This window comes from Prauserella rugosa (assembly GCF_000719975.1).
Taxonomy (GTDB): Bacteria; Actinomycetota; Actinomycetes; order Mycobacteriales; family Pseudonocardiaceae; genus Prauserella; species Prauserella rugosa.
In genome coordinates this window covers 97,030-121,468 of sequence record NZ_JOIJ01000005.1, presented here as the reverse complement: position 1 = coordinate 121,468, position 24,439 = coordinate 97,030, and the positions used below count along the sequence as shown (strand labels likewise).

The following is a 24,439-nucleotide window of genomic DNA, read 5'->3' as shown; positions in this document are numbered from 1 at the left end:
TCGCCCCGCGTCTTTACTCGGAGGCCACCGGCATTACCGTCCATTCGGTCGGTAACGACGTGTGCCCTTCCGGCCGTCCGCGGCCGGCTCTCGTGACAGCGCTCCCGGCGACGACGCCGGGCGTACGACAGGCGGTGAAGCCTCGTGTCCCAGCCCGCGCAACTCGCCGAATCGGCGCGCACGATGCTCGAGTCGGACGCCGCGTCGACGGCGCTGGGCATCGAGGTCACCCGCGCCGAGCACGGGCACGCGACGGCGCGGATGACCGTGACCGCGCCGATGGTGAACGGGCACGACATCGCACACGGTGGCTATCTGTTTCTGTTCGCCGACACCACGTTCGCCGCAGCCTGCAACAGCCACGGCCCCGTCACCGTGGCCTCCGGCGCCGAGATCTCCTTCGTCACCAGTGCGCGACTGGGCGACGAACTCGTCGCCACGGCCGAGGAACGCACTCGCTACGGCCGCAACGGCATCTACGACGTCACCGTGCACCGCGAAACCCCCGGCGGCCTCGAGGTCGTCGCCGAGTTCCGCGGGCGAAGCCGGACGGTCGGCCGCATCCGAGACTGAGCGTCACACCGAGGAGACCCCGCCCATGACTGCCATGCACAGCGACGTGCCCGACGTGCCCGACGTTCACGCGGCCTCCGCCGGCCGACGTGGTGCCGCCCCCGCGGTCGACGACCTGTCGGCGGCCGAACGGCTGAGCATCGACGAGTTGCGCTCCCTTCAACTCGAACGCCTGCGCTGGACCCTCCGGCACGCCTACGACAACGTTCCCTTCTACCGCGCGAAGTTCGACGCGGCCGGCGTGCACCCCGACGACTGCCGCGAGCCGGCCGACCTCGCCAAGTTCCCGTTCACCACCAAACAGGACCTGCGCGAGAACTACCCGTTCGGCATGTTCGCGGTTCCCGAACAACAGGTGAGCCGCATCCACGCCTCCAGCGGAACGACGGGAAAGCCCACCGTCGTCGGTTACACGGCCTCCGATGTGGACAACTGGTCGACGGTGATGGCGCGCTCGATCTTCGCCGCGGGTGGACGGCCGGGGCACAAGGTGCACGTCTCGTACGGGTACGGCCTGTTCACCGGCGGGCTCGGCGCGCACTACGGCGCCGAGAAGCTCGGCTGCACGGTCGTCCCCGCATCGGGTGGGATGACCGCACGCCAGGTGCAGCTCATCACCGACTTCCGACCCGAGGTCATCATGGTGACGCCGTCGTACATGCTCACGTTGCTCGACGAGTTCGAGCGGCAGGGCATCGATCCCCGCACGAGTTCGCTGCAGGTGGGCATCTTCGGCGCGGAACCGTGGACCGAACAGATGCGGCAAGAGATCGAGGAACGCCTCGATCTGCACGCGGTCGACATCTACGGGCTGTCCGAAGTGATGGGTCCCGGCGTGGCCCAGGAATGTGTCGAGACGAAGGACGGCCTGCACATCTGGGAGGACCACTTCTACCCCGAGGTGGTCGACCCGCTCGAGGACGACGTCTGCGACGACGGCGTCACCGGCGAACTCGTGTTCACCTCGCTGACGAAGCAGGCCTTGCCGATCATTCGCTACCGCACGCGCGATCTGACGGCACTGCGGCCGGGAACGGCACGTCCCGCGTATCGGCGGATGGACAAGGTGACCGGGCGCAGCGACGACATGATCATCCTGCGTGGCGTGAACGTCTTCCCCACGCAGATCGAGGAGGTCGTGCTGGCCACCGACGGCCTCGCACCGCATTTCCAGTTGCGGCTCACGCGCGAGGACCGGATGGACCATCTGACGGTGCTGGTCGAGTCGCACCCCGACACTCCGCGGGACCGCAGGAGCGCGGCGGCCGCGGAGGTCGCCGCGCGCGTCAAGGACGTCGTCGGGGTGAGCGTGGGGGTGGACGTGGTCGATCCGGAGTCGTTGGAGCGGTCGGTCGGCAAACTGCGCCGGGTGCTCGACCAGCGGCCGGCGCAGTGATCTCACCTGCGACAATGCGATCATGACCGAAGCACAGCGGAGCCGTCCTCGACGCGGGAGACCGGGTTACGACCTCGAATCCCTGCTGTCGGTCGCGGTCAAGCTGTTCAACGAGCGCGGCTACGACGGCACCAGCATGGAGGACCTGTCGCGCAAGCTCGGCATCACCAAGTCGGCGATCTACCACCACGTGCGCAGCAAGGACGACCTGCTGCAGCTGGCGGTCAACCGCGCACTGGACGGGTTGTTCGCCGAGGCCGATCGGCTCGACAACGTCGACGGACCGGCGATCGACAAGCTCGAACGTCTCGTGCGCGCGAGTGTGGTCGTGCTGGTGGAGCGGTTGCCGTTCGTGACCCTGCTGCTGCGGATCCGAGGGAACACGAAGGTGGAGAAGGCGGCGTTGGCGCGCCGCCGGGAGTTCGACCACATCGTGACCGACCTGGTCAGCAAGGCCGCCGCCGACGGGGACCTGCGCCCGGACGTCGACCCGGCCACCTCGGCGCGCCTGCTGTTCGGCATGGTCAACTCGCTCGTCGAGTGGTACCGGCCTCGTGGCGGTGTGGATGCCGAGACCCTCGCCGACACCGTGGCCACCGTCGCGTTCGACGGGCTGCGCGTCCGCCGGAGCGCGGTCACCCGGTAGGCGGCTGCGGCAGATCTGCAACGAACGCCGCGCTGGGCTTGTCGACGATCACCGACTGGCCGTCGGGTGAGGTCCGCGCACCGATGACCCGGCTCATGGCACCTCGGGACAGCGGCAGCGCCGACACCGGCAACAGGACGAACCCGATCGCCGCCACCGCAGCCAACCACGAGGCACCCTCGGTGAACGCACCGACGACGAGCGCCCCGAGAAACGCGAGTAGGCCGCCGAACAGCAGCGCCGACGCCAGCGTCATCCAAACCGCCCGGGTGCGCACGCATAGCGGACACAGTGGCCACCCCTTGACGTCGGTGACCTTGACCTTGCTGCCGTGCTGTGCCAACCGGTCGGCCTGGGACAACACGTTCCCGGACAGCAACCGGTTGCCCCGCAGCCGCACGGTGGACTGCAGCGCGAAGTCTTTCCGGCGCGAGGCGGGCCGGCCGTGTCGCGTGCAGTGCGGAGGCAGATTCCCCGCTCGACCCACGACATCAGCCGGCAGCGTGATTCGCTCGCGGGCGCCCGGCACCGGTCCCTCCTTCACCATGCGGATCCGGAGCGGAGCCTAGTCGGTGGGGACTCGTCCGCCTTCCTGTTCCCAGCGCTCGGTCGACGATGTCGTGTCGGACAGTTCCGATCGGCCCAGCAGAACGTCGACGCTGTCGGTGTTTCCCGGTTGCGAAGCGGCCGTCAGAGCCGCATGCGCCGCCGCCGGTGTGGACTCGGGCGGAACGACGAGCAAGGTCAAACGAGATCTGTTCCTGCCGCTGACCACCGTGACGATGTCGGCCGGCTGGACCCGGAACGCGTCCAACCGGACGCGAACACCGTCGACGATCAGATTGCGAGCGGCCTTTTCCCACATCGTCATGTTGTAGGTGAATCGCTCGCACACGCCCCACTGCCGGCTCACCGCGGCCAACAACGCCGGAAGCTCGGCCGAGAGGTCCCGGGAACGAGGCCACCACGCACCGTCGACGTGCCCGGTCGGGCGCGCCTCCTGCTTCATCCGCAAACGCACGTCCCGACTCGGTACCCACGCGACATCCCGTGCCGGTTGGTAGATGGTCGGTGTGCGCGGGCTCGACATCATGTCGACGCTCCTAGTCTCGCGGCCGCAGCCGCATACAGCTCTGTCGAGGACGACGCGGGCTTGGACACTCACGTGCGAAATGCCGTCGACACCCTCAACGGTACACAGGAAAGCAGTACCGCCGTTAGGCCCGGCGAATCCACCGGGTCACCGCATCGCGACCGCCTGAACGCATCGATGCGATCCGCCATCGCGGGGCGTAACGTGGGACATTCGGGGCCGGAAAGGCGCGGCTCGGCCGCATTCGTGTGCCGACCCCCGAAGGATCGAGGCAGCGGCTATGGAAACCGATACCGACAGCACCCCGGCTCTACGCCGCGGTTTGGACGGCTATGTGCGCGCTGTGGCCCGCGAGCTGGACATTCCGGCCGAGAGCACGAGTTTCGAGATCAGCGACACCGCCACGGCATACATCGGACTGTCCACACGCTGGCCGTCCCTGCCTGGCAACGACCTGATGCTGATCTGGGACGAGCGCACCGGGTGGTCGCTCGCCGTCGAAACCACACCTGCCGAACGCGGAATCGTCATCGCCGAGCTGCCCCGCGATGTCGTCCCGGCTCCGAGTGTGGTGTCGCGGTGGGTCGCCGAAACACTGTCCGGACACGACGAAACCGTGCCGCGCCAGAGGTCGGCGACAGCGGTCGACCGGCACGCGCTCGCCGACCGCCTCGCCGTCTACACGTCCGGCTGACCGAACCACCCGGTCACGCCGCCCCGCCACACAGCCACGTCACGCCGCGCGGGCGCGGTCGGCGGCGCGCAACGGTGCACCCATCTCGTGCAGGTGTTGCAGTACGTACCCGTAGGAGCGCAGCAGACCCGTCTGGCTGTAGGAGATTCCGTGCTCGGCGCAGAACCGCCGCACGATCGGCTGGGCCAGCCGCAGGTTCGGGCGCGGCATGTTCGGGAACAGATGATGTTCGATCTGGTAGTTCAAGCCACCGAGCAGGAAATCGGTGAACCACCCGCCGCGGATGTTCCGGGATGTCAACACCTGCTTGCGCAGGAAGTCGACCGATTGTCCCGTCATGGTCGGCATTCCCTTGTGGTTGGGCGCGAAGGAACATCCCATGTAGATTCCCCACAGCACCTGGTGCACGACGATGAACAGGACGGCGATCCCCGGGGAGAGCACCAGGAACACGGCGGTCAGATAGGCGACGACGTGGGCCGTCAGCAGCGCTCCCTCGATCTTTCGGCCCTTGGTCTTTCCCTGCCACACGGCCTTCATGCCGTTGATGTGCAGGTTCAGCCCCTCCAGCGCAAGGAGCGGAAAGAACAGTACGGCCTGATGTTTGGCCATCCACCGCAGGAAACCCTGTTTCAGGCGGGCCTGCTTGCTCGTGAACGCGAGTGCGGGAATGTCGAGGTCCGGGTCGTGTTCCTCGTGGTTCGGATTCGCGTGGTGGCGGTTGTGCCCGCTCACCCACCAGCGATAACTCATGCCGACCAGTCCGCCGTGGGCGGTGCCGACAACGTCGTTGGGTTTACGTGTCCGGAAAATCTGCTTGTGTCCCGCGTCATGGCCGATGAAGGCCAGTTGCGCGAAGACGACAGCCAGCACCGCGGCGATACCGAGCTGCCACCAGCTGTCACCGAGGAATGCGAACGCCACCCACGCACCCGCGAACACCGCCAGATTGGCCGCAATCCGCCAGGCGTAGTACCGGTAACGACGGCGGAGCAAACCCGCGTCCCTCACCTCGTTCAGCAGAGCGGCGTACTCTCCGGATCTGGTCGAAGCTTCGGCCTGTTCGGTCATCGGACCGGTTCACCTCTTTCGCGCGGGGGTCCCTGAAGAGAACACAACCGGGCGTACCCGGTCGGTTCGGGTACCCGTTGTCGTCGTCACCGGAACCGGCGGATGGCTGAATTTCACCGGCGTCACTACGGATCCTGAGATGCGAACGGAAATGTGGTCAGTGAACATGGAAACTCCTCAGCTCCGGTGCGTCTGACGACAACCGGATCGATGGATGTACGCGCATGCGTACGAGATGTGCGAACTCGCCCATTCGCGCCGCAGCGCAAGGTCGGTTCGGATCAGTAGGCCCGAAGCGGGCCACGAGATCGGCGGCGTCGGTCAGATGCGACGTGGATCGCAGCATGTGGCTGCGCGCGGAGGGCCCGCCGTTTCCGAGCCTACACGTCCATGCCAGCCGCTGGATAGTGTCCGGCACATCGGTGGCTGAGTCTCACGGCCGTGGTTGAGCCTCGCGGGCAGCGGCTGAGCCTCGCGGCCCTGTGGGCGAGCCTCGCGGGCAGCCGACTCCCCCACAGGGCCGCGCGACGCTGTTAGTTTGCCCTCCATGGCGCTTCGCCGGACTGTCGCGCTGGCCGTCGGTATCGTCGCGCTGGAGTTCGGCGCAGCCGTCACGAGTCGTGTTCGCGAGCGCGTGGTCGCGGCGTCCGCGGCCATGTGGATTCTGCCCGCACTTGTCGGCCCGGCCGCCTCATCACCGTGCTGCTCACCGACGGATACGCCGCAGGGCTCGGGCACGCCACGATCGTGCTCAGCGCGGCACCGCTGGCCTGGGGCGTGACGAGCCTGTGCGCGACCGCGTTGCGCAGGCGCTGGAGCGGCCAACGGTTCCCCGTGGTGGGTCTGACCTTGGCGGCCGCGGGCACGATCGTGTTGACGAGTGTGCTGGTGACGGGTCCCTCGGTACCGATCGCTGTCGTGGCGTGGGCGGTGGCCGGAATCGGCGTCGGACTGGCGTATCCCAGTCTGTATCTCATGGCCAGCACGGCCGGGTCGAGCGGTTTCACCGCCACCGAACTGGCCACCGCGGTCATCACGGCGGAGGCCATCGGCGGACTGCTCGGCCGTGCAGCCGGCGGCGTGCTCACCTCGACGGCCACCACCGGCGGCCTCGTGGCCACCTACCTCACCTACAGCCTCGCCCTGGCCGCGGCGGCGCTCGTCGCGATCCGTGCCCCGCACCGCACCTGACCCCCGCACCCCGCGGATCGAGGTCCTACGGGGTCTGCTCGATGGGGTCGAGTGCGACCACCGGAATGACCCGGTCGGTCTTGCGCTCGTAGTCGGCGAACCCCGAATACCGCTCCGCCTGAACGCGATACTTCTCGGTGCGCTCCGGCTCGGCCAGCTCGCTCGCCTCGACGTCCAATGTCAGGTCGCCGACCTCGATCTTCACGTGCGGGTTCGCGCGCAGGTTCCAGTACCAGGCGGGGTGCGTGTCGGCGCCTGCTTTCGACGCGAACACCAGGTATCGGTCGCCGTCGGCCAGGTACATCACCGGGTGGACGCGGTGCTGACCACTGCGCGCTCCGAGCGTGTGCAGCAGCAGGAGTGGCGCTCCCTCGAACGGGCCGCCCACCTTACCGTGGTTCTCGCGGAACTCCTCGATCGTGCGCTGGTTGAAATCCGAGGGGCTGGTCATGCTCAGTGTCCTTCCGCTGACGGGAGTGCGTAGCTCCACCCTCACGCAGAGCGGCCGATTCCGCTCGCCCGACGCGTCGCACGGCAGACGGCGGAAGAACCTCCTCGAGGTGCGTGGCCCTTGATGAGACCCTCCGGTGCAGGCCTCGGGCCCGCGTGCAGCCCGGACACCTGGGGCGCGACCTCGCACACGTGAAGGCGGACTTCGAGTCCGCCTGCGACCTCGAGCTTCTGGGTGCAGATCTCGAATCGGCGTGCGACCTGGCACCTGGGTGCGGCCCCCGACCGAGCCGAAGCGGGATCCGGTGATGTCGAGAGCCACCCTACCCTTATTGGAAACGGTTTTCACTATCGTTTAGGGTGTGGTGTCGTGACCGCCCAGCACCGAACCCCCGTGATCGTCGTCAGCGGCGTCTCGCCCGGCGCCGACCGCGACGTCGCGCTGCGCCTGGCCGGCGGCGAACCGGCGACCGCCCTTGTCCATCACGACCTGCGCCAGGTGTCGTCCGGCGTCGTGCTGCGCACCGTGCGACGCGGCATCGAGGAAACGACCACGACGCTCGAACTGGCCCACGGCTGCGTCGCCTGCACCGTGCGGGAGGATCTCCTGCCCCTGTTGCGCCGCCTCGCCGCGGATACCGGCGTCGAACGCGTCGTGCTGCAACTGGACGAGGCGATGGACCCGGAGCAGGTGTGCCTGGCCATCGAGCACGTCGTGGTCGGCGACCGCACCGTGGGCGACGACGTCGAGATCACGGCCGTGACCGCCGCCATCGACGCTTCCACGTTCGTCGACGACGTCACCGGCGACGACACCATGGCCGAGCGTGGCCTGCACGGATCGCCGGACGACGAACGCACGGTCGCCCACGTGGCGCTGGCCCAGGCCGAGTTCGCCGACGTGCTCGTGTGTGCGGGCAGGCCTGCCGACGCGTGGTCGGCGGCCAGGACGAACGCGATCCTCGAACGCGTGGCCCCTTCGGCTCCCGTCCTCGACCTCGCCGTGACCGACCTCGACACGCTGCTGGCGACCGTGCCCGCCCATGCCCGCCGTGGCACCGGCGACGACCCGCACGGATCGCTCCTGCGGGGCCAGCCTCCGTTGCACAGTGACTGCGGCATGACCGTCACGGTGTTCTCCGCACGCAGGCCCTTCCACCCGGAACGCCTGCACGAGGCCGTCGACGTCCTGCTCGACGGAGTACTGCGGGCACGAGGGCGCGTGTGGATCGCGAGCCAGCCCGACATCGCGCTGTGGCTGGAGTCCGCGGGCGGAGGCCTCGGCGTCGGACACCTCGGGCCGTGGCTGGATTCCCCGGAGGGTCCCGACTGGAACGACGTGTCCGCCGAGCGCCGCACCCTCGCGTCACTGCGGTGGGATCCGCTCTTCGGAGACCGGGACCAGGAGATCGTCGTCATCTCCCACGAGGCCGACCCGCAGACCGTCGAGGCCACCCTGCGCGCCGCCCTGCTCACCGACGCCGAACTCGCCGCGGGCCGCGAGGAGTGGGCGCGGTATCCCGACCCGTTCGGCACGTGGCACGAAGAGCCCTGCGACGAGACCGAACTCGAACTGTCCGATACCGACTCCGTCTACAACGGACGCAACGAGACCTGAAGTCGAGAGGATCCGAGCAATGGCAGTACCCAAGCGCAAGAAGTCGCGTGCCAACACGAGGGCGCGCCGTTCGCAGTGGAAGGCGAAGGCCCCGGACCTGGTGCCGATCGTGGTGCGCGGCGAGCGCAAGCTCGTCCCCCGCAGGCTGGTGGCCTACTACCACCGCTACGGCGACGAATAGGACGAACAAACAGACCCGGTGACAAGGGGCGGGGGTGCGGTCGCGGCGACCGCACCCCCGCCCCTTGTGCTGCGGCACTCAACCCTGACGGGCCTTGTACCGCGGGTTCTTCTTGTTGATCACGAACACCTTGCCGTGCCTGCGCACGACCTGGGCACCAGGCTTCTGCTTCAGCGAGCGCAGGGACTTGCGAACCTTCATCGTCACTCCTCTTGCCGGGTCGACCCACATCCTAGTCGAAAATGGTTTTCATTTTAACTGGACCCGTCGATTAGGATCCCGTCGTGTCCGACCTCCACCGGCCCGCCGCACGGGCGAGTGCTCGCTGCCACCACGGTGAGCTGCTGCAGGGCGTCTTCCTCGACGACCGCGGCCGCGCCCGCAGCGCCCTCGTGACGTTGCCCGTGCCGCACCGCAGGGTCCACGCGGAGTTCCGGCTCGAACGCGGGGGCGGATTCACGGTCAACCCCGCCGACCGGACCAAAGCGCTGCGTGCGGCGCGGATGACCGTCGCGATACACGCAGGCGAGTCGGCACTCGTCGGAGGGCGGCTGCGGATCGAGAGCGACGTCCCGATCGGCATCGGCATGGGTTCGTCGACGAGTGACGTCGTGGCGGCGATCCGGGCGGTGTCGGCCTGCCTGGGGCTGCGGCTCCCCGCGAAGCGGATCGGTGAGCTCGCGGTGCTGGCCGAAGGCGCATGCGATCCCGTGATGTTCGACCAGCGCCCGCGGCTGTTCGCCCAGCGCGAGGCGGAGACCCTGGAGGAACTCGCGGCGGCGCTGCCGCCACTGGCCGTGCTCGGATGCGTGACCGGGTCCGGAGCACCCGTCGACACGCTCGCACTGGGCAGCGGGCCGCTCCCGGCAGATGTCGACGAGTTCGAGCGGCTCCGCGCCGAGCTGCGCGTCGCACTGGCCGAATCCGACGTCGAGCGACTGGGCAGGGTCTGCACCGCCAGCGCCCGCCACAATCAGCGGATCCTGCCGAAGCCGGAACTGCCGGCGCTGGAACGCATCGCCCGTCGAAGCGGTGCCGCCGGCGTGCAGATCGCCCACAGCGGCAACGTCGCGGGCCTCGTGTTCGCCGACACCGGCGGCGACACCGACGCACGGATCCGCCGCGCGACCCGGCTGCTGCACGACGAGGGCATCCCGGTCACCGGCACCTTCCGGCCCACCCGGCACGTCGGCGCGTCGTCCACGGTGCTCGACCCGTGCACACAAGCGGTCCCCGGCCGGGATCCACTTCCCGCCGGGGACCGCTCGCGTTCGGTGTGATGCCCGCTTACTCGACGACCTCGAAGGTCAGCGAGTCGGTGAACTCACGGCCGTACGAGTCGGTGGCCGTGATCTCCGCGGTGTGCTCGCCCGCCTCGAGGTCGGCGGGCAGCTCGTAGCGCCACAGGTGCATCGACGAGTCGGCGACACTGCCGCCGTGCACGAGCTGCTGCGCGACGGCGTACGGGTCCGCCCACTCGGGGCCCGCGTTCTTCGCCTCGCCCTTCATCTCCTGCGTGCGCGTGGCCTTCTTCGCCGGCCCGCCGTCGATGCTGACGTCGACCTTCGAACCGGTGGCGCCCATCCAGAAGTTGGTGGTCAGCCACGAGGTGCCCGCCAGGTCGTCGGAGTCGACCACGAGCGGCTCGTCCAGCTCGGGAGCCTCACCCTCGGGGTTCTCGTTCCACTCCTCGCGCTCCTCGGCCCAGTCGCGGAACGTCGGGCTGTTGATGCCGAGCTGCGTCTGCACCTGCTCGTCACCACCGGTGACGGTGTAGCGCTCCTGGAACTTGTTGCCGTTCACGTCGAGCGTGAGCAGCCCGGGACGGCCGCCGTCCTTGCCGATGGCGGTCGGATAGCCGTCGTCGGTGACCTCACCGGAGTACCAGTCACCCGAGATGGCACCCGCCGTGATGTGCGGGAACGGCAGCTTGTCGAGACCCTGGACGTCGCTCCAACCCTGGGCGGCGTCACCGGCCTTCATGTTCTCCGTCGTGTGGCTGTGGCCGGACACGGCGACGGCCTTGCGGCCCTTGAGCAGCTCGTACACCTCGTCGGCCTGGTCGACCTGGTGCACGGGGCTGTCCTGGTCGTTGTAGTTGATCAGGCCGATGTGCGAGGCGACGACGATCAGCTTGTCCCGGTCGACCTGGTCCAGGTCGCGCTCCAGCCACGCGAGCTGCTGCTCGTCGATGGAGCCGTTGTAGCTCGGGTCGCCTTCGGGGTCGTCGCAGTGCGGCTCGAGCCCGTCGAGGTTGTCCTCGTTGGGGCTGCACGGGTACTCGACGGTGTTGAGCGCGACGAAGTGCATGTCGCCGACGTCGTAGGAGTAGTACGTCGGCGCCAGCTCGGACCGGTAGGTGTCGAACGAATGCTCCGGCGTCGCGGCGTCGAAGTCGAGGTCGTGGTTGCCGGGCAGGAACCGCGCCGGGCCGTTGGTGAGCTTCGTGAGCTCCTTGACCTCCGGGTACAGCGACAGGTCGTCACCGACGACGTCGCCGATGAACAGCGAACCGCAGCTGGCGTAGTCGTCGCGCTGCGCCATGTCGTTGATCGCGCCCTTGCGCGCGTACTCGACCTCGGTGCGGTCGTAGGTCTGCAGGTCGCCCGCGATGATGCAGCTCTGGTCCTTGGCCGCGGTCTCGTCGCTCTCGACGAGGGGGAAGTTGACCGCGGACGGCAGCGGCCCGGTGGGCGCGATGCCGCCGTACTCGAGGTCCGGCGACCCCTCGGGCAGGTGGTTGTAGTGGAACTGCGGGACGTTGTACTCGTCGACCGGCACCTGGTAGCCGTCGGGCTGGGTGATGAACACGGTCATGTTGTCGAACGCCGGCAGCCGGTACCGGCCCTCGCTGTCGGTGGTGACGACGTCGCGTCCGTTGGACACCACGACACCCTCGACACCGCGCTCGCTGCCGTCGGTGCTGGAGTCCTGGTTCTCGTCGAGGAACACCTTGCCGGTGAGGACGTTGTCGTCGGCGGCACCGGACGGGGTGCGCACGACCTCGACCTCGCCGCGGTAGACGCCGTCGTCGGCCTGCTCCTGCTGCGCGCCTGCGGCGGGGGTGAGGATCGCCGCCGACGTCGCGGCGATCGCCACGGCCGAACACGCCGCGACCACCGCCTGCACGGTTCTGCGCTCTCGCATGGGTTTGCTCTCCGATGACTCGGGGACCACGTGGCCGGCCGGTCGGCCGGCGACGTGCCACCTTTCCGGACAGAGCTGAACAGACCCCACATAAACGGCGAACACGAAAGAAAGTCGGAACCGGGAGCGAGGAGGTCTGGACCACGCTCGCGGACCGGTACGCCCGATGTTCACTTTCCGGACATATCAGCCCGGTTGCCGACGAGTCCGGCGAGCTGCTCGCGGTACCGTTCCGGGCTCGGTTCCCGGTACTCGGGCCGGCTGCCCGGCTTCTCGTCCGGCCCGGTGTGGATCATGTCGGCGCACCCGCGCGGCGAATCACCGCGGAGCACCCTCGAGGTCACCCGCTCGCCGTCCCGGGCGGTGTAGACCTCCACGCGATAGCGCGCCTCCCGCAGCTCGCGTACGAACCCGCCGTAGTACTCGCAACGCTCCACCGTGGCGGCGGGTTCCGCGGAAATACGCCGGGCGCACGCGACGAGCTGCACCGCCTCGGGCCGGTCGTCGCTCGAGGTGTACTCGGCGGCACCGCCCTCGAACACCACCACCGGATGCGGCCCAGGGCCCGCGTACGCGGGAACGTCGAATCCGGGCCCGCCGTCGCAGATCCGCGCGAGGTGGTGGATCTCGCTCGGCGCCTGGACCCCGAGGACGTACCGCAGCACGGGCACCGCGGTGAACCCGACGGCGGCGACCGCCACGAGGCACGCCGCGCCGAGCCCGGCGACCCTCCGCCACGTCCACGCCGGGACCGGGGCACGGAGATCGACCGCGGTCGCCAGGTCCATCGAGCCCGAGAACGTGGCGGTGGGCACGTCGCCGACCCGGTGCCATTCGAGGGTCGTCACCCCCTCCGGTTCCCACACGACGACGCCGCCCTCTGCCACCGCCACCCAGCGTCTTCCGCCGTGCACGGGACCGAGATGCGACCATCCGAATGCGGCCAGCAGCCCCAGGAACGCGGCCAACAGCGGCCACTGCCAGAGCGCCGATTCCTCGGTGGCCATGACGATCGAGGCGATCGCGGCAGGCACGACGGCGAGGCAGGCGACAATCCACAGCCCGAGCGCGGCGCCGCTGTCGTTGCGCTCACGGTGGATGCGCAGCACGCGACCGAACCCGGCAGCAGCCGCGGCGGCCCTGATCGCGCGTCGTCGTCGCCACACCGCAGCCACCTCCGCGTGTCCCGGCGTCGTCACATCTTCGCCGACGTGTCAAGACGCGCACGGGGAGGCGGCCGCCCTCGTCAGGTCAGGGCACCGTCGACACGTCGCGGAAGACCGAGCGGGTTGGCGTCCTGCAACTCCGCGGGAAGCAGCTCGTCCGGAACGTCCTGATAGGACACCGGGCGCAGGAACCTCCGGATCGCCGTGGCCCCCACGGAGGTGTGGAGCGGATCGGTGGTCGCAGGCCACGGGCCGCCGTGGTGCTGCGACCACGTCACGGCCACGCCGGTCGGCCAGCCGTTGACGATGATCCGCCCGACGCCGTCCCGCAGGGTCGCGACGACGTCGGCCGCCGCCGGGTCACCGGGTTCGGCGTGCAGGCTTCCCGTGAGACTGCCCGGTACGGCGCGGAGGGCCCGGTGCAGCGAATCGCGGTCGCGGTACTCCACGAGCACCGTGACCGGGCCGAAGCATTCGCCGGCCAACACGTCGGCGTGAGCGGCGAAGGTCTCGGCGTCCACGGCCAGCACCGCAGGGAGAACGTCGTGGCCGTCGGCGTCCAGCGGCTCTGCGGCCACCACCGCACGCACGCCGGGCACATCCGTGAAGGCGGCGAGACCGGCCTGGTAGGCGTCCCGCATCCGCGCGGTGAGCATCGGGGTGGGTTCCGACGGCCGCACGACGTCGGCGACCTGCGCATCGAAACCGGAATCGGCCGGCACGAGAACCACACCGGGTTTCGTGCAGAACTGGCCGGTCCCCAACCGGAACGAACCCGCCAGGCCCTCGGCGATCTCACGGCCCCGCGCCTCGACCGCGGCCTCGGTGACGACAACCGGGTTGACACTTCCGAGCTCCCCGTAGAACGGGATCGGGTCATCCCGTCCGACGGCCAGGTCGTACAGCGCCCGACCGCCACCGGTCGACCCGGTGAAGCCGACCGCCCTGATCGACGGATCGGTCACCAACGCAGGCCCCGCCTCGTAGCCGTGCACGACGCTCAACGTTCCGTCGGGAGCGCCCGCCTCCGCCAGGGCCTCCGTCGCGAGGTCCGCGACCCGCTGGGACAGACCGGGGTGTCCGGGATGAGCCTTCACCACGACGGGACATCCGGCGGCCAGTGCACTCGCGGTGTCGCCACCGAGCACCGAGAACGCGAACGGGAAGTTGCTCGCCGCGAACACCGCGACCGGGCCGAGCGGCACGAGCATGCGGCGCAGATCCCCGTGCGGAGGCACCGCGTTCGCGTCAGGCCGGTCGATGACCGCTTCGCAGAAGGCGCCGTCCCTCAGCACGTCGGCGAACATGTCGAGCTGCGCCGCGGTGCGGGCCAGTTCCCCGGGAAGCCGCGGCCTGCCGAGAGCAGTCTCGCGATCGGCGAGCTCGATCAGCTCGTCGTCATGCTGCCGCAACGCCGTGGCCAGTGCGTTCAACAACCGGCCCCGATCGGCGTAGGGCATACCGGCCAGCCGCGGGGCGCAGTCGGCCGCGCGCCGCACCGCGCTGCGCACCTGCTCGGGACCGGTGTCCGGGATCGGATCACCGACCGGCTGTCCGGTGCGTGGATCGACTCCCTGGTTCAACGACATCACCTTTCCGTCGGGACGTGCCGATGGGAACAGTTCGACTGTGCGGCCGGGGCCGCCGGGACAGTGTCGGTCACCGCACCGGACACCGCAGCGGTTTACCCGACAGCGCACGGTCGGCCTCCTCGGCCGCCAGTCGCTGCAGCGCGGCGAGGGAACTGTCCGAGAAGAACGCCGCATGCGGGGTCAGCAACACCTCGGGAAATTCCCGCAACCGCGAGTCCGTCGCGAGCGGTTCGGGATCGAACACGTCGAGCGCGGCACCGGCGATCCTCCCGGACTCGACGGCGTCGGCGAGCGCTTCCTGGTCGACGAGACCGCCGCGGGAGGTGTTCACGAGGAACGCACCCTCGCGCATCCGCTCGAAGGCCGCCGCGTCGAGGAGCTTGCTGGTCTCGGCGGTCAACGGCGCATGCAACGACACCGCGTCCGCCCCACCGAGCAGCTCGTCCAACTCGGACAGTCGTACGCCGTGGGCGGCGGCCGCATCGAGGTCGGCGTAGGGGTCGTGGGCCAGCACGGTGAACCCGAACGGCGCCAGCCGCTTGGCGACCGCCAACCCGATCTGCCCGAGTCCGACGAGGCCGATCGTGGTGCTGGCGAACCCGGGCACCGACCCGAGGTCGCGAGGAGCACACCAGCCGTCCCGATGCACGGCCCGGTCGAACCGGGGCAGCCTGCGCAACAGCGTCAGCAGGCACGCGACGGTGTGGTCGGCGACCGTGTCGACGCCGTAGTCCGGCACGTTCGCCACGGTGATCCCGAGTTCGGCCGCTGCGGCGACGTCGACGTTGTCGTAGCCGATGCCGTACCGGATCACTGCCGCACCGTCGGCCATCGCGGACAGGACGGCCCTGGTCGCCGGCGCGAAGTTGACGAACGCGACGTCCGCGCCCCGCACCGCCTCGACGGTCTCCTCCTCGGTCCGGCACTGGTGCACCGCGAACTCGGCGCCGTGCCGCTCGGCGACCGCAGCCTCGTCGCTCACATCGCCGAAGGCGTGATCGGTGACGACGACACGTGTCATGCCGGAACCTCCTGTTCCCTCGCGCCGGACAGCAGGCCGCGTGCGGCGAGATTGCCGTACAGGGCCCGGATTCCGAACGTCCAGTCCGGTGCGTCCTCGGCGGTGTTGACTTCGTTGACCAGGGCGCCCAGCCGCGGGGACGAGATCCGGACGATGTCACCGATCTTGTGCGTGAAGCCCTGCCCCGGGACGTCGCGATCCTCGGTCGGGGCGAACATCGTGCCGGTCAGCAGCACGAAACCGTCCGGGTACCGGTGGTGCCGGCCGTGCGCGTGTTCGAGCAGGGTGCGGATGTCCCTGCTCATCTCCCTGACCGGGTTGACGCCGCCGAGCGTGAACCCGTCGCGGCCGGTGATCTCCAGTTCGACGTCGATCGTGCTCGCGTCGTCGAGACCGAAGCCGTCGTCGAACAACCGCAGGAACGGGCCCAGTGCGCAGGAGGCGTTGTTGTCCTTGGCCTCGGTCAGCAACAGTGCGCTGCGCCCCTCGAAATCGCGCAGATTGACGTCGTTGCCCAACGTGGCGGCGATCGGCGCGCCGCGCGAATCCGCCACGACGGCCAGCTCGGGCTCGGGGTTGTTCCACGTCGAGCGTTCCAGGACGCCGATCTGCGCGCCGGTACCGACCGCGGACAGCACCGGCGCCTTGGTGAAGATCTCCGGGTCAGGGCCGATGCCGACCTCGAGGTACTGGGACCACAGTCCTTCGGCGACCAGCAGTTCCTTCGCCCGCGCCGCCTCGGCGGAGCCGGGCACGACCTGCGAGATGTGGCCTGCCACCAACTGGCCGAGCTTGCCGCGGATCTCCTCGGCGCGGTGCAGGTCCCCTGCCGCCCGCTCCTCGATGACCCGCTCGATCATGCTGCGGGCGAACGTCACGCCCGCGGCCTTGAGCACCTGCAGATCCACGGGCGCCAGCAGGTGCGCGCGGGTGCGGTCACCGTCGAAGGTCGCATCCAGTACGTCGGCGAGCGACCAGGTGCGCGCACCCTGCGCGGTGCGCACCACGTCGACGGCGTCCGGCCGATCCAACAGGTCCGCGACGGTCGGGGTGACCTCGGTCAGGTCGACGAGCGTGTCGCCACGCACCGCGGCGACGCACGGTCCCCCGCTTCCGGGATCGTGCACCCGCGCCACGAGGGTTGCACTGTCGGCGTCGTCCGGGAGGACGGTACTGGCGTAGTCGGTGAGCTTCACAGGCGTGCCTTCCCTGCCGTGTCGATCCAGCAAAGGTCAGTTTGTCATACAAATGCTCGTCCACACCAGACGCCGACCGCTCACGGATTCCGGCCGACGCGCCAGGGGCGTCCCCCTTTCGCACGGCGACCTGGGCACACACGGCGTCATACAGACGACGACCGATGACACGCTCGCCATACAATTGTGCTATGAACCGTGCTATGAGCTTCGATCACGGCGTCCGGCGGCGACTTCCGGAAACCCTCGCCGACACACTCCAGGACGAGATCCTGCGGTTGCCCGTCGGCGAGCGGCTGCCCACGGAGGCCGAACTCGCCGAACGGTTCGACGTGAGCCGCACGGTGGTGCGCGAGACGGCCCGACTGCTGGTCCAGCGAGGACTCGTCACGGTGAAGCCGGGCCGCGGCATGGTCGTCTCCGAGTTCGACGGCCGCTTGATCGCCGACCAGTACTCACTCCTGCTGCGACTCAGTGAAGGCAGTTTCGAGCAACTGCTGGAGCTGCGACTCGTGCTCGAGGTCGAGATGGCGGTACTGGCGGCTGCGCGCCGGAACGAGGCCGACCTCGAAGCGATGCACGCGGAGAACGACCGCCTCGCCGCCAACGTCGACGTGCGCGAGAAGTTCCTCGACGCCGACCTGTCGTTCCACGAGATCCTGGCCAAGGCCAGCGGAAACCCGTTCTTCTCGCTAATGATCAAGCCGATCAACGGCTTCCTGCGCGAGACGTACTCCTCGGGGCCCGCGTATCCGTCCGAGGCTACCGACACCGTGCGCGAGCACGCCGAGATCGCCGAGGCCATCGCCGCAGGTGACCCGTCCCGCGCGCGGTTCGCGACGGAGAACCACCTCCGGCGGATCATGCGCCACGCCGACCGCCTCGCGCCCGGCCGAACAGGCGACGAGCCCGCCTGAGCCACTACCCCCGAATGGGTTGCGGCCGATGCGTGGCCACAGCTAAAGTCCGATCATCATACAAATCGACGGATCCCCCGCGCTCCGCACGACGTCAGCCGACACCGTGAGCGCACCCGGATCCGCCGTCCATGAGAGCGGGCACAGCACCATGCACCATCACACCGACGTGATCACCTGCCGGAACTTCGTCGACGGAGACTGGCGGGACGCCGGCGGCGACCCGATCGATCGCCACAATCCCGCGACCGGAGACCTGGCCGCCGTGGCTCCGCGGTCCCCCTCCCGCGACGTGGACGCAGCCGTACGGTCCGCGGTCCGGGCGTTCGCGACGTGGCGCAAGACGCTTCCCGCCGAACGTGCCCGCCACCTGCACCGACTGGCCGAGGTCTGCGCGACCCGCGTCGACGAGCTCGCCGTCTCGATCACGCGCGAGCAGGGCAAACCACGCAACGAGGCGCGCGGCGAGGTCACCAAGTTCGTGTCGGCGCTGCACTACTACGCGGAGGAGGCCGAGCGCGTCTCCGGCCGCACGATCCCCAACGACACGGCCGGTTTCCTCAGCATCGTGCAGAAAGAACCGGTCGGGCCGGTCGCGGGCATCGTGCCGTGGAACTACCCGATCGAGCTCACCGGCTGGAAACTCGCCGGCGCAACCGCCGCGGGCTGCACGATCGTGCTGAAGCCGTCGGAGTACACGCCAGGATCGGCCCAGCTGTTGTCGGAGTGTGTCGCCGAGGCGATGCCGCCGGGTGTCGTCAACATCGTGTACGGCGACGGCGAGACCGGACAGGCACTGGCCGAACACCCGGACATCGCGAAGATCGCGTTCACCGGGTCGATGCGCACGGGGCAGGCGATCTACCGTTCCGTCAGCGGCATCACCGGGCTGTCGCTCGAACTGGGCGGAAGCTGCCCGATGATCGTCACCGACCGGGCCGACGTCGACGCCGCGATCACGGGCGCCACCCGGCGATCCTTCCGCAACGCGGGGCAGATCTGCATCGCGATCAACCGGATCTACGTGCAGGACGGGGTGTACGACGAGTTCGTCGCGGGACTGGCGAAAGCCGCCGACGCCCTGACCGTCGCCGACGGGCTCGCGGAGCCGGACGCCGACGTCGGCGCGATGACGATGTCCGAGACCTACCGGCGCACCCTCGACCACATCGCTGACGCCCGCGCGCAGGGGGCGCGAGTCGTCGCGGGCGGTGAGCCGCCACAGTCGGACTCCCCCGGACTGTTCCTCCGTCCGACCGTCGTGGCCGACGCCCCGGACGAGGCACTGGTCATGCACGAGGAGACGTTCGGCCCGCTGGTGGGGGTCGCGCGGTTCACCGAGCTCGGCGACGCCATCACCCGCGCCAACGGCGCGCCCGGCGGCCTGGCCGCCTACGCCTACACCACCGACACGACGGAGACGTTCACGCTCGCCGGCGACCTCGATTTCGGCAACGTCGCGGTGAACAACGTCGACGCCGGAATCATCAACGCGCCCTACGGGGGCAGGCGCGAAAGCGGCTTCGGCTCCGAACACGGTCCCGAAGGACTCGAGAACTACCTGCAACTCAAGCACATCCGGCTTCGCCACAACGCGCAGTGAGGCGCGAAAGGACGGTCGAACCATGCTGATAGGCATCGATCTGGGCACGTCGTCGTGCAAGGTCATCGCCGTATCCGAATCGGGTGAGGTGGTCGCCAAGCACTCGCGGAACTACCCGGTGCACAACCTCCGCCCGGGGTGGGCGGAACAGGATCCAGCCAACTGGTGGCGCGCGACCGACGAGGCGATCGCCGCGGTGACCGCCTCGTTGCCCCGGCAGGGACAGGAGGTGGCCGGCATCGGCCTGTGCGGGCAGATGCACGGCCTGACCGCGCTCGACTCCGACGGGGAGCCCCTGCGGCACGCCATTCTGTGGAACGACCAGCGAGCGGCCGCGCAGTGCGACTGGATCACCGACCGTGCCGGCGGGCTCGACGAGCTCATCCGCATGACGCGCAACCGGATGCTGCCCGGCTTCACCGCGCCGAAGATCGTCTGGTTCCGGGACAACGAACCCGAGCTCTTCGCGCGGACCGCGCACGTGCTCAATCCGAAGGACTACCTGCGCCTGAAGATGACGGGCAACTACGTCACGGACGTGTCGGACGCCTCCGGAACGGGACTGTTCGACGTCGCCGAGCGGGTCTGGTCGGACGAGCTGCTCGCACTGCTCGACATCGATCGTGGGTTGCTGCCGGACGCGGTCGAGTCCATCGACGCCACGGGAGCGTTGCGTCCCGAGTTGGCGCGGCGCTGGAACATCCCAGAGGGCGTGCAGGTGTACGGCGGCGGCGGTGACGCGGTCATCCAGACCACCGCGATGGGGCTGATCGATCCGGGCCCGGTGGGTTTCACCATCGGCACCGCGGGCATCGTCGCGGGCGGGGCTGCGAACTGCCCGAACATCCCGAGCGGCCGGGTTCAGGTCTCCTGCGGCAACGGACCGGGCAGGTGGCACGTCATGGGTGTGTCCCTCAGCGCGGGAGGCGCGTTCCAGTGGCTGCGCGACGCGCTTGCCCCGGTCACGACCGCCGACCCCGTGTCGTTCGAGAAACTCGTCGCCCTCGCCAAGGACATCGAACCGGGTGCCGAGGGGCTGTTGTTCCTGCCGTACCTGCTCGGCGAGCGTTCGCCCAATCTGGCGCCCGACGCGTCGGCGAGCTGGATCGGCCTCACGCCCATGCACCACCTCGGGCATTTCTCGCGCAGCGTGCTGGAAGGCGTGCTGCTGAACATGAGGGAGATCCTCGAGGTCTGCAGGCAGGCGGGCCTGGAGTGCGACCGTATCGTCGCCTCCGGCGGCGCGACGAGCGAGACCCTGTGGCTCCAGATGCTCGCCGACATCCTCGGCAGGGAGACCGTCACCGTCACCGGTGCGGCCGAGGGCGGCGCGTACGGCGCGGCACTCGCGACCGGGGTCGGCGTCGGATACTGGAGCAGCTTGGACGAGGCCGTGTCCGGCGTCCGCGTGGAGCGCACCTTCGTCCCGGACGACGACGCCACCCGCACCTACGACGCCGTCTTCGCGCGGCACCGCGCGCTGTACGACGGGCTCCGTCCGCTCTACGCCACCGCGGACGCGTGATGACGCGGACGTACAAGGCGGCGGTGTTCGACCTCGACGGCACTCTCGTCGACAGTGCACCGGACATCGCCAGGGCACTGAACGTCGCGCTGTCCCGGCGGTCCCTGCCACCGGTGACGGCCGACGAGGTGCGCGGGATCCTCGGTGAGGGCGCGCGAAGCCTGGTCGCCAGGGCAGTCGGACTCGTCAGGGGCCCGGAGTCCGCTGTGGATGATGTCCTCGCCGACTACACCGCTGCCTACACGGTCGACCCGGTCGCCGAGACCACGGTGTACCGCGATGCGCTCGACGCGGTGGCAGCGCTGCGTGCCGAGGGCGTTGCGATCGGCGTGTGCACCAACAAACGGTCCCGGCTCGCGCATCGGGTCCTCGAGTCCACCGGTCTCGGCACGCACGTCGACACCGTCGTAGGCATCGACGAGGTGGCGGCGGGCAAGCCCGATCCGCAGCATCTGCAGGCCGCACTCGACCGGCTCTCGGTGTCCCCCGCCGACGCGCTGTACGTCGGCGACACGGCGATCGACGCGGAGGCAGCTCGGCGCACGGGCGTGGACTACGTACACGTCGCATGGGGCCATCACGGCGTCGGCGAGTCGGTCATCGAACGGTTCGCCGAACTGGTCCCACGAATCTGACAGTCCGGAGTAGACAGGAATTCCATGGAACCACGTACTTCCCAGGACGTTGCCAAGGTGGTCTCGGGCACGGCCGCCATCGACGCCTACGTCTCCGACGGCATGAGGCTCGGCCTCGGTTCGGGCACGACGTCGCATTGGTTCGTCCGCAAGCTGGGTGAGGCCGTCTCCGACGGGCTGGACGTCGTCGGCGTGCCGACGTCGACGTCGACCAAGGATCTGGCCCTCGAGGTGGGTGTGCCGTTGACGACGTTGGCCGACGTCGAACGACTCGACCTGACCATCGACGGCGCGGACGAGATCGACCACGACGGAGCGATGATCAAGGGCGGCGGCGCGTGCCTGCTGTGGGAGCGGATCGTCGCGGATGCCTCGGACCGGATGGTCGCCGTCGTCGATGAGTCCAAAGTGGTCGACACGCTGGGCGCGTTCCCACTCCCCATCGAGGTCGTGCCGTTCTCGTGGGAATCGACGCGGCGGTCGGTCGCCCGGCTGCTCGACAAGCTCGGTTACCGGGATCCGGAGCTTCCGCTGCGCACCCGCGGCGACGAGCCGGTGGTGACCGACAGCGGCAACTACATCATCGACGCGCACCTGCAGAAGATCCTCGACCCCGTCGCGTTGGACGGGCAGCTCAACTGGATCCCGGGAGTCGTGGAGAACGGCCTGTTCACCGGAATCGCCGACGAGATGGTGATCGGCTTCTCGTCCGGCGAGCACGAGATCCGCGATGTCAGCACCGCACCGTCGGCGCGCCCGTCGACGATCAACAGGGAGGCGAAATGACGAACCCGTACACGCTCGAGGGCAGGACCGCACTGGTGACCGGTGGCGCGCAGGGAATCGGCGCCGCGATCGCGCAGGGGCTCGTCGAGGCCGGGGCCCGCGTGTTCGTGTGTGACCGCAACGCCGAGATCGGTGAGGCCACCGCCAAGGACCTGGGCGCGGAGTTCGTCGCGGCCGACGTGACCGATTCGGCCAGCATCGACGCCGCCGTCGAGCACGTCGTCGCCACCGCCGGTTCGCTCGACGTCGCGGTCAACAACGCGGGCATCGTGCACAACCACCCGAGCGAGGACCTGAGCGACGAGGACTGGCGCCGCGTCATGTCGGTGAACCTCGACGGCGTGTTCTACTCGTGCCGCGCCGAAGGCAGGCGCATGTTGGCGCAGGGATCCGGCAGCATCATCAACACCGGAAGCATGAGCGGGCACATCGCCAACCGCCCGCAGCCGCAGTCGGCGTACAACGCGGCGAAGGCTGCCGTGGTTCATCTGACCAAATCGCTTGCCGGCGAATGGTCGCATCGCGGCGTCCGGGTCAACTCGGTCTCACCGGGATATGTCGGCACCGAACTGACCAAACGCGGTATGAACAACGAGGAATGGCGTACGGCGTGGATCGAGGGCACGCCGATGGGCCGCGTGGCGGAACCGCGGGAGATCGCCCCGGCCGTGACGTTCCTGGCCTCGGACGCCAGCAGTTTCTGCACCGGAACCGATCTCGTCGTCGACGGCGGCTACACCGTCTGGTGATCCCGCTTTCCCTGGCGCGCGTTCCTGCCGCCTGACTTTCCTTTCCACAGCGCCCGGCACGCGCATCGGCACCCGATGCGCGGCGGTGTCGCGCGCTCTTTTCCGGCTTGAAGGAGTCTCAATGGGGAGTGTCCTCTTTTCCGAGACCATGGGGACGGCACTGCTCGTCCTCCTGGGTTGCGGTGTCGGTGCGAATGTCGGCCTCGCCACGACGAAGGGCTACGGCGGCGGATGGCTGCTGATCAACTTCGGTTGGGGTCTGGCGGTGTTCGCCGGTGTGTACGCCGCGGCGTACTCCGGTGGACACCTCAACCCCGCGGTGACGGCCGGCATCTGGATCGCGGGCAACGAGTTCGCGCCGGGCATCGCAGCAACGCCGTGGCACGCGCTGGTGTACGTCGCCGGGCAGCTGCTGGGCGCCATGCTCGGAGCCGTGCTGGTGTATCTGGCGTACAAGAAGCACTTCGACGCGGAGGAGGACCACTCGGGCACTTTGGGCGTGTTCGCCACCGGTCCCGCGCTGCGCACGCCGAACTGGAACGTGGTGACCGAGGCCATCGGCACGTTCGTCCTCGTGTACGTGGTGCTGGTGTTCGGCAACACCCCGACGGGTCTCGGCCCGCTGGCGGTCGCGTTGCTGGTCGTCGGAATCGGCGCATCGCTCGGCGGCCCGACCGGTTACGCCATCAATCCGGCACGTGACCTCGGGCCGCGCATCGTCTATGCGTTGCTGCCGATGGGACGCCGTCAGGGCGCGGACTGGTCGTACAGCTGGATTCCGGTCGTCGGACCGCTGATCGGCGGTGCCATGGCGGGCCTCCTGTTCCACGTCACGCCCGTCGTCACCTAGGACCCAGACGCCCTGCGGCTCCGCTGTCCCGAGCCCGCCGACGGCGGGCTCGTTCGCGTGCCCGGCCTGCCGCGTCCGGGCGCGCCGCTTCCGGCACAACGGCGTGGCACCACCGCGGTAGCGCCGGCCGTACGGTCACGGTCACGGACACGGACACGGACACGGACACGGACACGGACACGGACGGAAGGTTCTGCGGTACGCGCCCGGGGTGACGTCGACGGTCTGCGCACCGGCCGATGCGACCACAACCATGAGTGACGCCTCGAGAACAGAGTGCGTCGTCGGCGGGCATGTGACTGGTGCACACCGGGTCGTCCACATCAAAGTGGCAGCAAT

At 69.2% G+C, this 24,439-nt stretch carries 25 protein-coding genes; 15 read left to right on the top strand and 10 right to left on the bottom strand.

Translation table 11 applies throughout. The features are described 5' to 3' along the window. Positions 1 to 183 precede the first annotated feature (183 nt). The 3 genes from paaI to IF64_RS0109075 are packed head-to-tail and all read left to right on the top strand — an operon-like array spanning position 184 to position 2,615. The gene (gene paaI, locus IF64_RS0109085) at positions 184 to 573 is read left to right on the top strand and encodes a hydroxyphenylacetyl-CoA thioesterase PaaI (RefSeq protein ID WP_030531595.1); all 390 of its coding nucleotides are present in this window, start codon (positions 184 to 186) and stop codon (positions 571 to 573) included. Positions 574 to 598: 25 nt separating this feature from the next. Beyond that, positions 599 to 1,969, top strand: a complete 1,371-nt coding sequence (paaK, locus tag IF64_RS0109080) for a phenylacetate--CoA ligase PaaK (RefSeq protein ID WP_030531594.1) — start codon at positions 599 to 601, stop codon at positions 1,967 to 1,969. Between the two features lie 22 nt (positions 1,970 to 1,991). After that, complete coding sequence (locus tag IF64_RS0109075; protein ID WP_030531593.1) at positions 1,992 to 2,615, top strand: TetR/AcrR family transcriptional regulator; 624 nt, start codon at positions 1,992 to 1,994, stop codon at positions 2,613 to 2,615. Here IF64_RS0109075 and IF64_RS0109070 read toward each other — a convergent pair. Both IF64_RS0109070 and IF64_RS0109065 read right to left on the bottom strand, forming a co-directional pair. After that, positions 2,605 to 3,144 (bottom strand): hypothetical protein, encoded by a 540-nt coding sequence (locus tag IF64_RS0109070; RefSeq protein ID WP_030531592.1) that lies wholly within the window; start codon positions 3,142 to 3,144, stop codon positions 2,605 to 2,607. The two genes, IF64_RS0109075 and IF64_RS0109070, sit on opposite strands and share 11 nt — an antisense overlap. A gap of 36 nt (positions 3,145 to 3,180) precedes the next feature. Next, a complete protein-coding gene (locus IF64_RS0109065; RefSeq protein WP_246134782.1) occupies positions 3,181 to 3,636 on the bottom strand; it encodes a DUF5994 family protein in 456 nt (151 codons plus the stop codon). Between the two features lie 352 nt (positions 3,637 to 3,988). Here IF64_RS0109065 and IF64_RS0109060 point away from each other — a divergent pair, with 352 nt between their 5' ends. Next, positions 3,989 to 4,402: a DUF6292 family protein gene (locus IF64_RS0109060; RefSeq protein WP_030531590.1), complete on the top strand. Its 414-nt coding sequence runs from the start codon at positions 3,989 to 3,991 to the stop codon at positions 4,400 to 4,402. A gap of 39 nt (positions 4,403 to 4,441) precedes the next feature. On the opposite strand, the gene IF64_RS0109055 is transcribed toward IF64_RS0109060, so the two are convergent. After that, a complete protein-coding gene (locus tag IF64_RS0109055) occupies positions 4,442 to 5,473 on the bottom strand; it encodes a fatty acid desaturase family protein (RefSeq protein WP_030531589.1) in 1,032 nt (343 codons plus the stop codon). 699 nt (positions 5,474 to 6,172) lie between these two features. On the opposite strand from IF64_RS0109055, the gene IF64_RS25350 reads away from it, so the two are divergent. Next, entirely contained in the window at positions 6,173 to 6,664 is a 492-nt protein-coding gene (locus tag IF64_RS25350; RefSeq protein ID WP_051757613.1) for an MFS transporter, read from the top strand. A 25-nt stretch (positions 6,665 to 6,689) separates the two neighbouring features. Here IF64_RS25350 and IF64_RS0109045 read toward each other — a convergent pair whose 3' ends face one another. Further along, positions 6,690 to 7,115, bottom strand: coding sequence for a nitroreductase family deazaflavin-dependent oxidoreductase (locus IF64_RS0109045; RefSeq protein WP_030531588.1), 426 nt, complete (start codon positions 7,113 to 7,115; stop codon positions 6,690 to 6,692). A gap of 369 nt (positions 7,116 to 7,484) precedes the next feature. Here IF64_RS0109045 and mrf point away from each other — a divergent pair, with 369 nt between their 5' ends. Beyond that, the gene (mrf, locus tag IF64_RS0109040) at positions 7,485 to 8,732 is read left to right on the top strand and encodes a ribosome hibernation factor-recruiting GTPase MRF (RefSeq protein ID WP_030531587.1); all 1,248 of its coding nucleotides are present in this window, start codon (positions 7,485 to 7,487) and stop codon (positions 8,730 to 8,732) included. Positions 8,733 to 8,751: 19 nt separating this feature from the next. Continuing rightward, positions 8,752 to 8,913, top strand: a complete 162-nt coding sequence (rpmF, locus tag IF64_RS0109035; RefSeq protein ID WP_030531586.1) for a 50S ribosomal protein L32 — start codon at positions 8,752 to 8,754, stop codon at positions 8,911 to 8,913. 78 nt (positions 8,914 to 8,991) lie between these two features. Here the strand turns inward: rpmF and ykgO are convergent, their stop codons facing one another. Further along, the gene (ykgO, locus tag IF64_RS0109030; protein ID WP_030531585.1) at positions 8,992 to 9,114 is read right to left on the bottom strand and encodes a type B 50S ribosomal protein L36; all 123 of its coding nucleotides are present in this window, start codon (positions 9,112 to 9,114) and stop codon (positions 8,992 to 8,994) included. Between the two features lie 83 nt (positions 9,115 to 9,197). On the opposite strand from ykgO, the gene IF64_RS0109025 reads away from it, so the two are divergent. Beyond that, the gene (locus IF64_RS0109025; protein WP_084705750.1) at positions 9,198 to 10,193 is read left to right on the top strand and encodes a GHMP family kinase ATP-binding protein; all 996 of its coding nucleotides are present in this window, start codon (positions 9,198 to 9,200) and stop codon (positions 10,191 to 10,193) included. A gap of 7 nt (positions 10,194 to 10,200) precedes the next feature. Here IF64_RS0109025 and IF64_RS0109020 read toward each other — a convergent pair whose 3' ends face one another. The 5 genes from IF64_RS0109020 to IF64_RS0109000 all read right to left on the bottom strand — a co-directional run bounded on the left by IF64_RS0109020 (position 10,201) and on the right by IF64_RS0109000 (position 17,035). Beyond that, a complete protein-coding gene (locus IF64_RS0109020) occupies positions 10,201 to 12,060 on the bottom strand; it encodes a calcineurin-like phosphoesterase C-terminal domain-containing protein (protein ID WP_084705749.1) in 1,860 nt (619 codons plus the stop codon). Between the two features lie 170 nt (positions 12,061 to 12,230). After that, on the bottom strand, positions 12,231 to 13,226 hold the full coding sequence (locus tag IF64_RS0109015) for a BTB/POZ domain-containing protein (protein WP_145600464.1): 996 nt from the start codon (positions 13,224 to 13,226) through the stop codon (positions 12,231 to 12,233). Positions 13,227 to 13,306: 80 nt separating this feature from the next. Next, positions 13,307 to 14,815: an aldehyde dehydrogenase (NADP(+)) gene (locus IF64_RS0109010; protein ID WP_030531581.1), complete on the bottom strand. Its 1,509-nt coding sequence runs from the start codon at positions 14,813 to 14,815 to the stop codon at positions 13,307 to 13,309. A gap of 70 nt (positions 14,816 to 14,885) precedes the next feature. Continuing rightward, complete coding sequence (locus IF64_RS0109005) at positions 14,886 to 15,839, bottom strand: C-terminal binding protein (RefSeq protein ID WP_030531580.1); 954 nt, start codon at positions 15,837 to 15,839, stop codon at positions 14,886 to 14,888. Beyond that, positions 15,836 to 17,035, bottom strand: coding sequence for a fumarylacetoacetate hydrolase family protein (locus IF64_RS0109000; protein ID WP_030531579.1), 1,200 nt, complete (start codon positions 17,033 to 17,035; stop codon positions 15,836 to 15,838). The genes IF64_RS0109005 and IF64_RS0109000 overlap by 4 nt, the downstream gene beginning before the upstream one ends. A 191-nt stretch (positions 17,036 to 17,226) precedes the next feature. Between IF64_RS0109000 and IF64_RS0108995 the strand changes: the two genes are divergently transcribed. The 7 genes from IF64_RS0108995 to IF64_RS0108965 all read left to right on the top strand — a co-directional run bounded on the left by IF64_RS0108995 (position 17,227) and on the right by IF64_RS0108965 (position 24,100). Next, entirely contained in the window at positions 17,227 to 17,952 is a 726-nt protein-coding gene (locus IF64_RS0108995) for a FadR/GntR family transcriptional regulator (protein WP_246134783.1), read from the top strand. 151 nt (positions 17,953 to 18,103) lie between these two features. Next, positions 18,104 to 19,555: an aldehyde dehydrogenase family protein gene (locus IF64_RS0108990; protein ID WP_030531577.1), complete on the top strand. Its 1,452-nt coding sequence runs from the start codon at positions 18,104 to 18,106 to the stop codon at positions 19,553 to 19,555. A gap of 22 nt (positions 19,556 to 19,577) precedes the next feature. After that, positions 19,578 to 21,080: a xylulokinase gene (xylB, locus tag IF64_RS0108985; protein ID WP_030531576.1), complete on the top strand. Its 1,503-nt coding sequence runs from the start codon at positions 19,578 to 19,580 to the stop codon at positions 21,078 to 21,080. Further along, the gene (locus tag IF64_RS0108980; protein WP_030531575.1) at positions 21,080 to 21,715 is read left to right on the top strand and encodes an HAD family hydrolase; all 636 of its coding nucleotides are present in this window, start codon (positions 21,080 to 21,082) and stop codon (positions 21,713 to 21,715) included. The genes xylB and IF64_RS0108980 overlap by 1 nt, the downstream gene beginning before the upstream one ends. Positions 21,716 to 21,739: 24 nt before the next feature. After that, a complete protein-coding gene (gene rpiA / locus IF64_RS0108975) occupies positions 21,740 to 22,501 on the top strand; it encodes a ribose-5-phosphate isomerase RpiA (protein ID WP_030531574.1) in 762 nt (253 codons plus the stop codon). Further along, positions 22,498 to 23,250, top strand: coding sequence for an SDR family NAD(P)-dependent oxidoreductase (locus IF64_RS0108970; RefSeq protein ID WP_030531573.1), 753 nt, complete (start codon positions 22,498 to 22,500; stop codon positions 23,248 to 23,250). Before rpiA ends, IF64_RS0108970 begins: the two co-directional genes overlap by 4 nt. Before the next feature lie 121 nt (positions 23,251 to 23,371). Further along, positions 23,372 to 24,100, top strand: a complete 729-nt coding sequence (locus IF64_RS0108965) for an MIP/aquaporin family protein (RefSeq protein WP_030531572.1) — start codon at positions 23,372 to 23,374, stop codon at positions 24,098 to 24,100. The last annotated feature ends 339 nt before the right edge of the window (positions 24,101 to 24,439 follow it).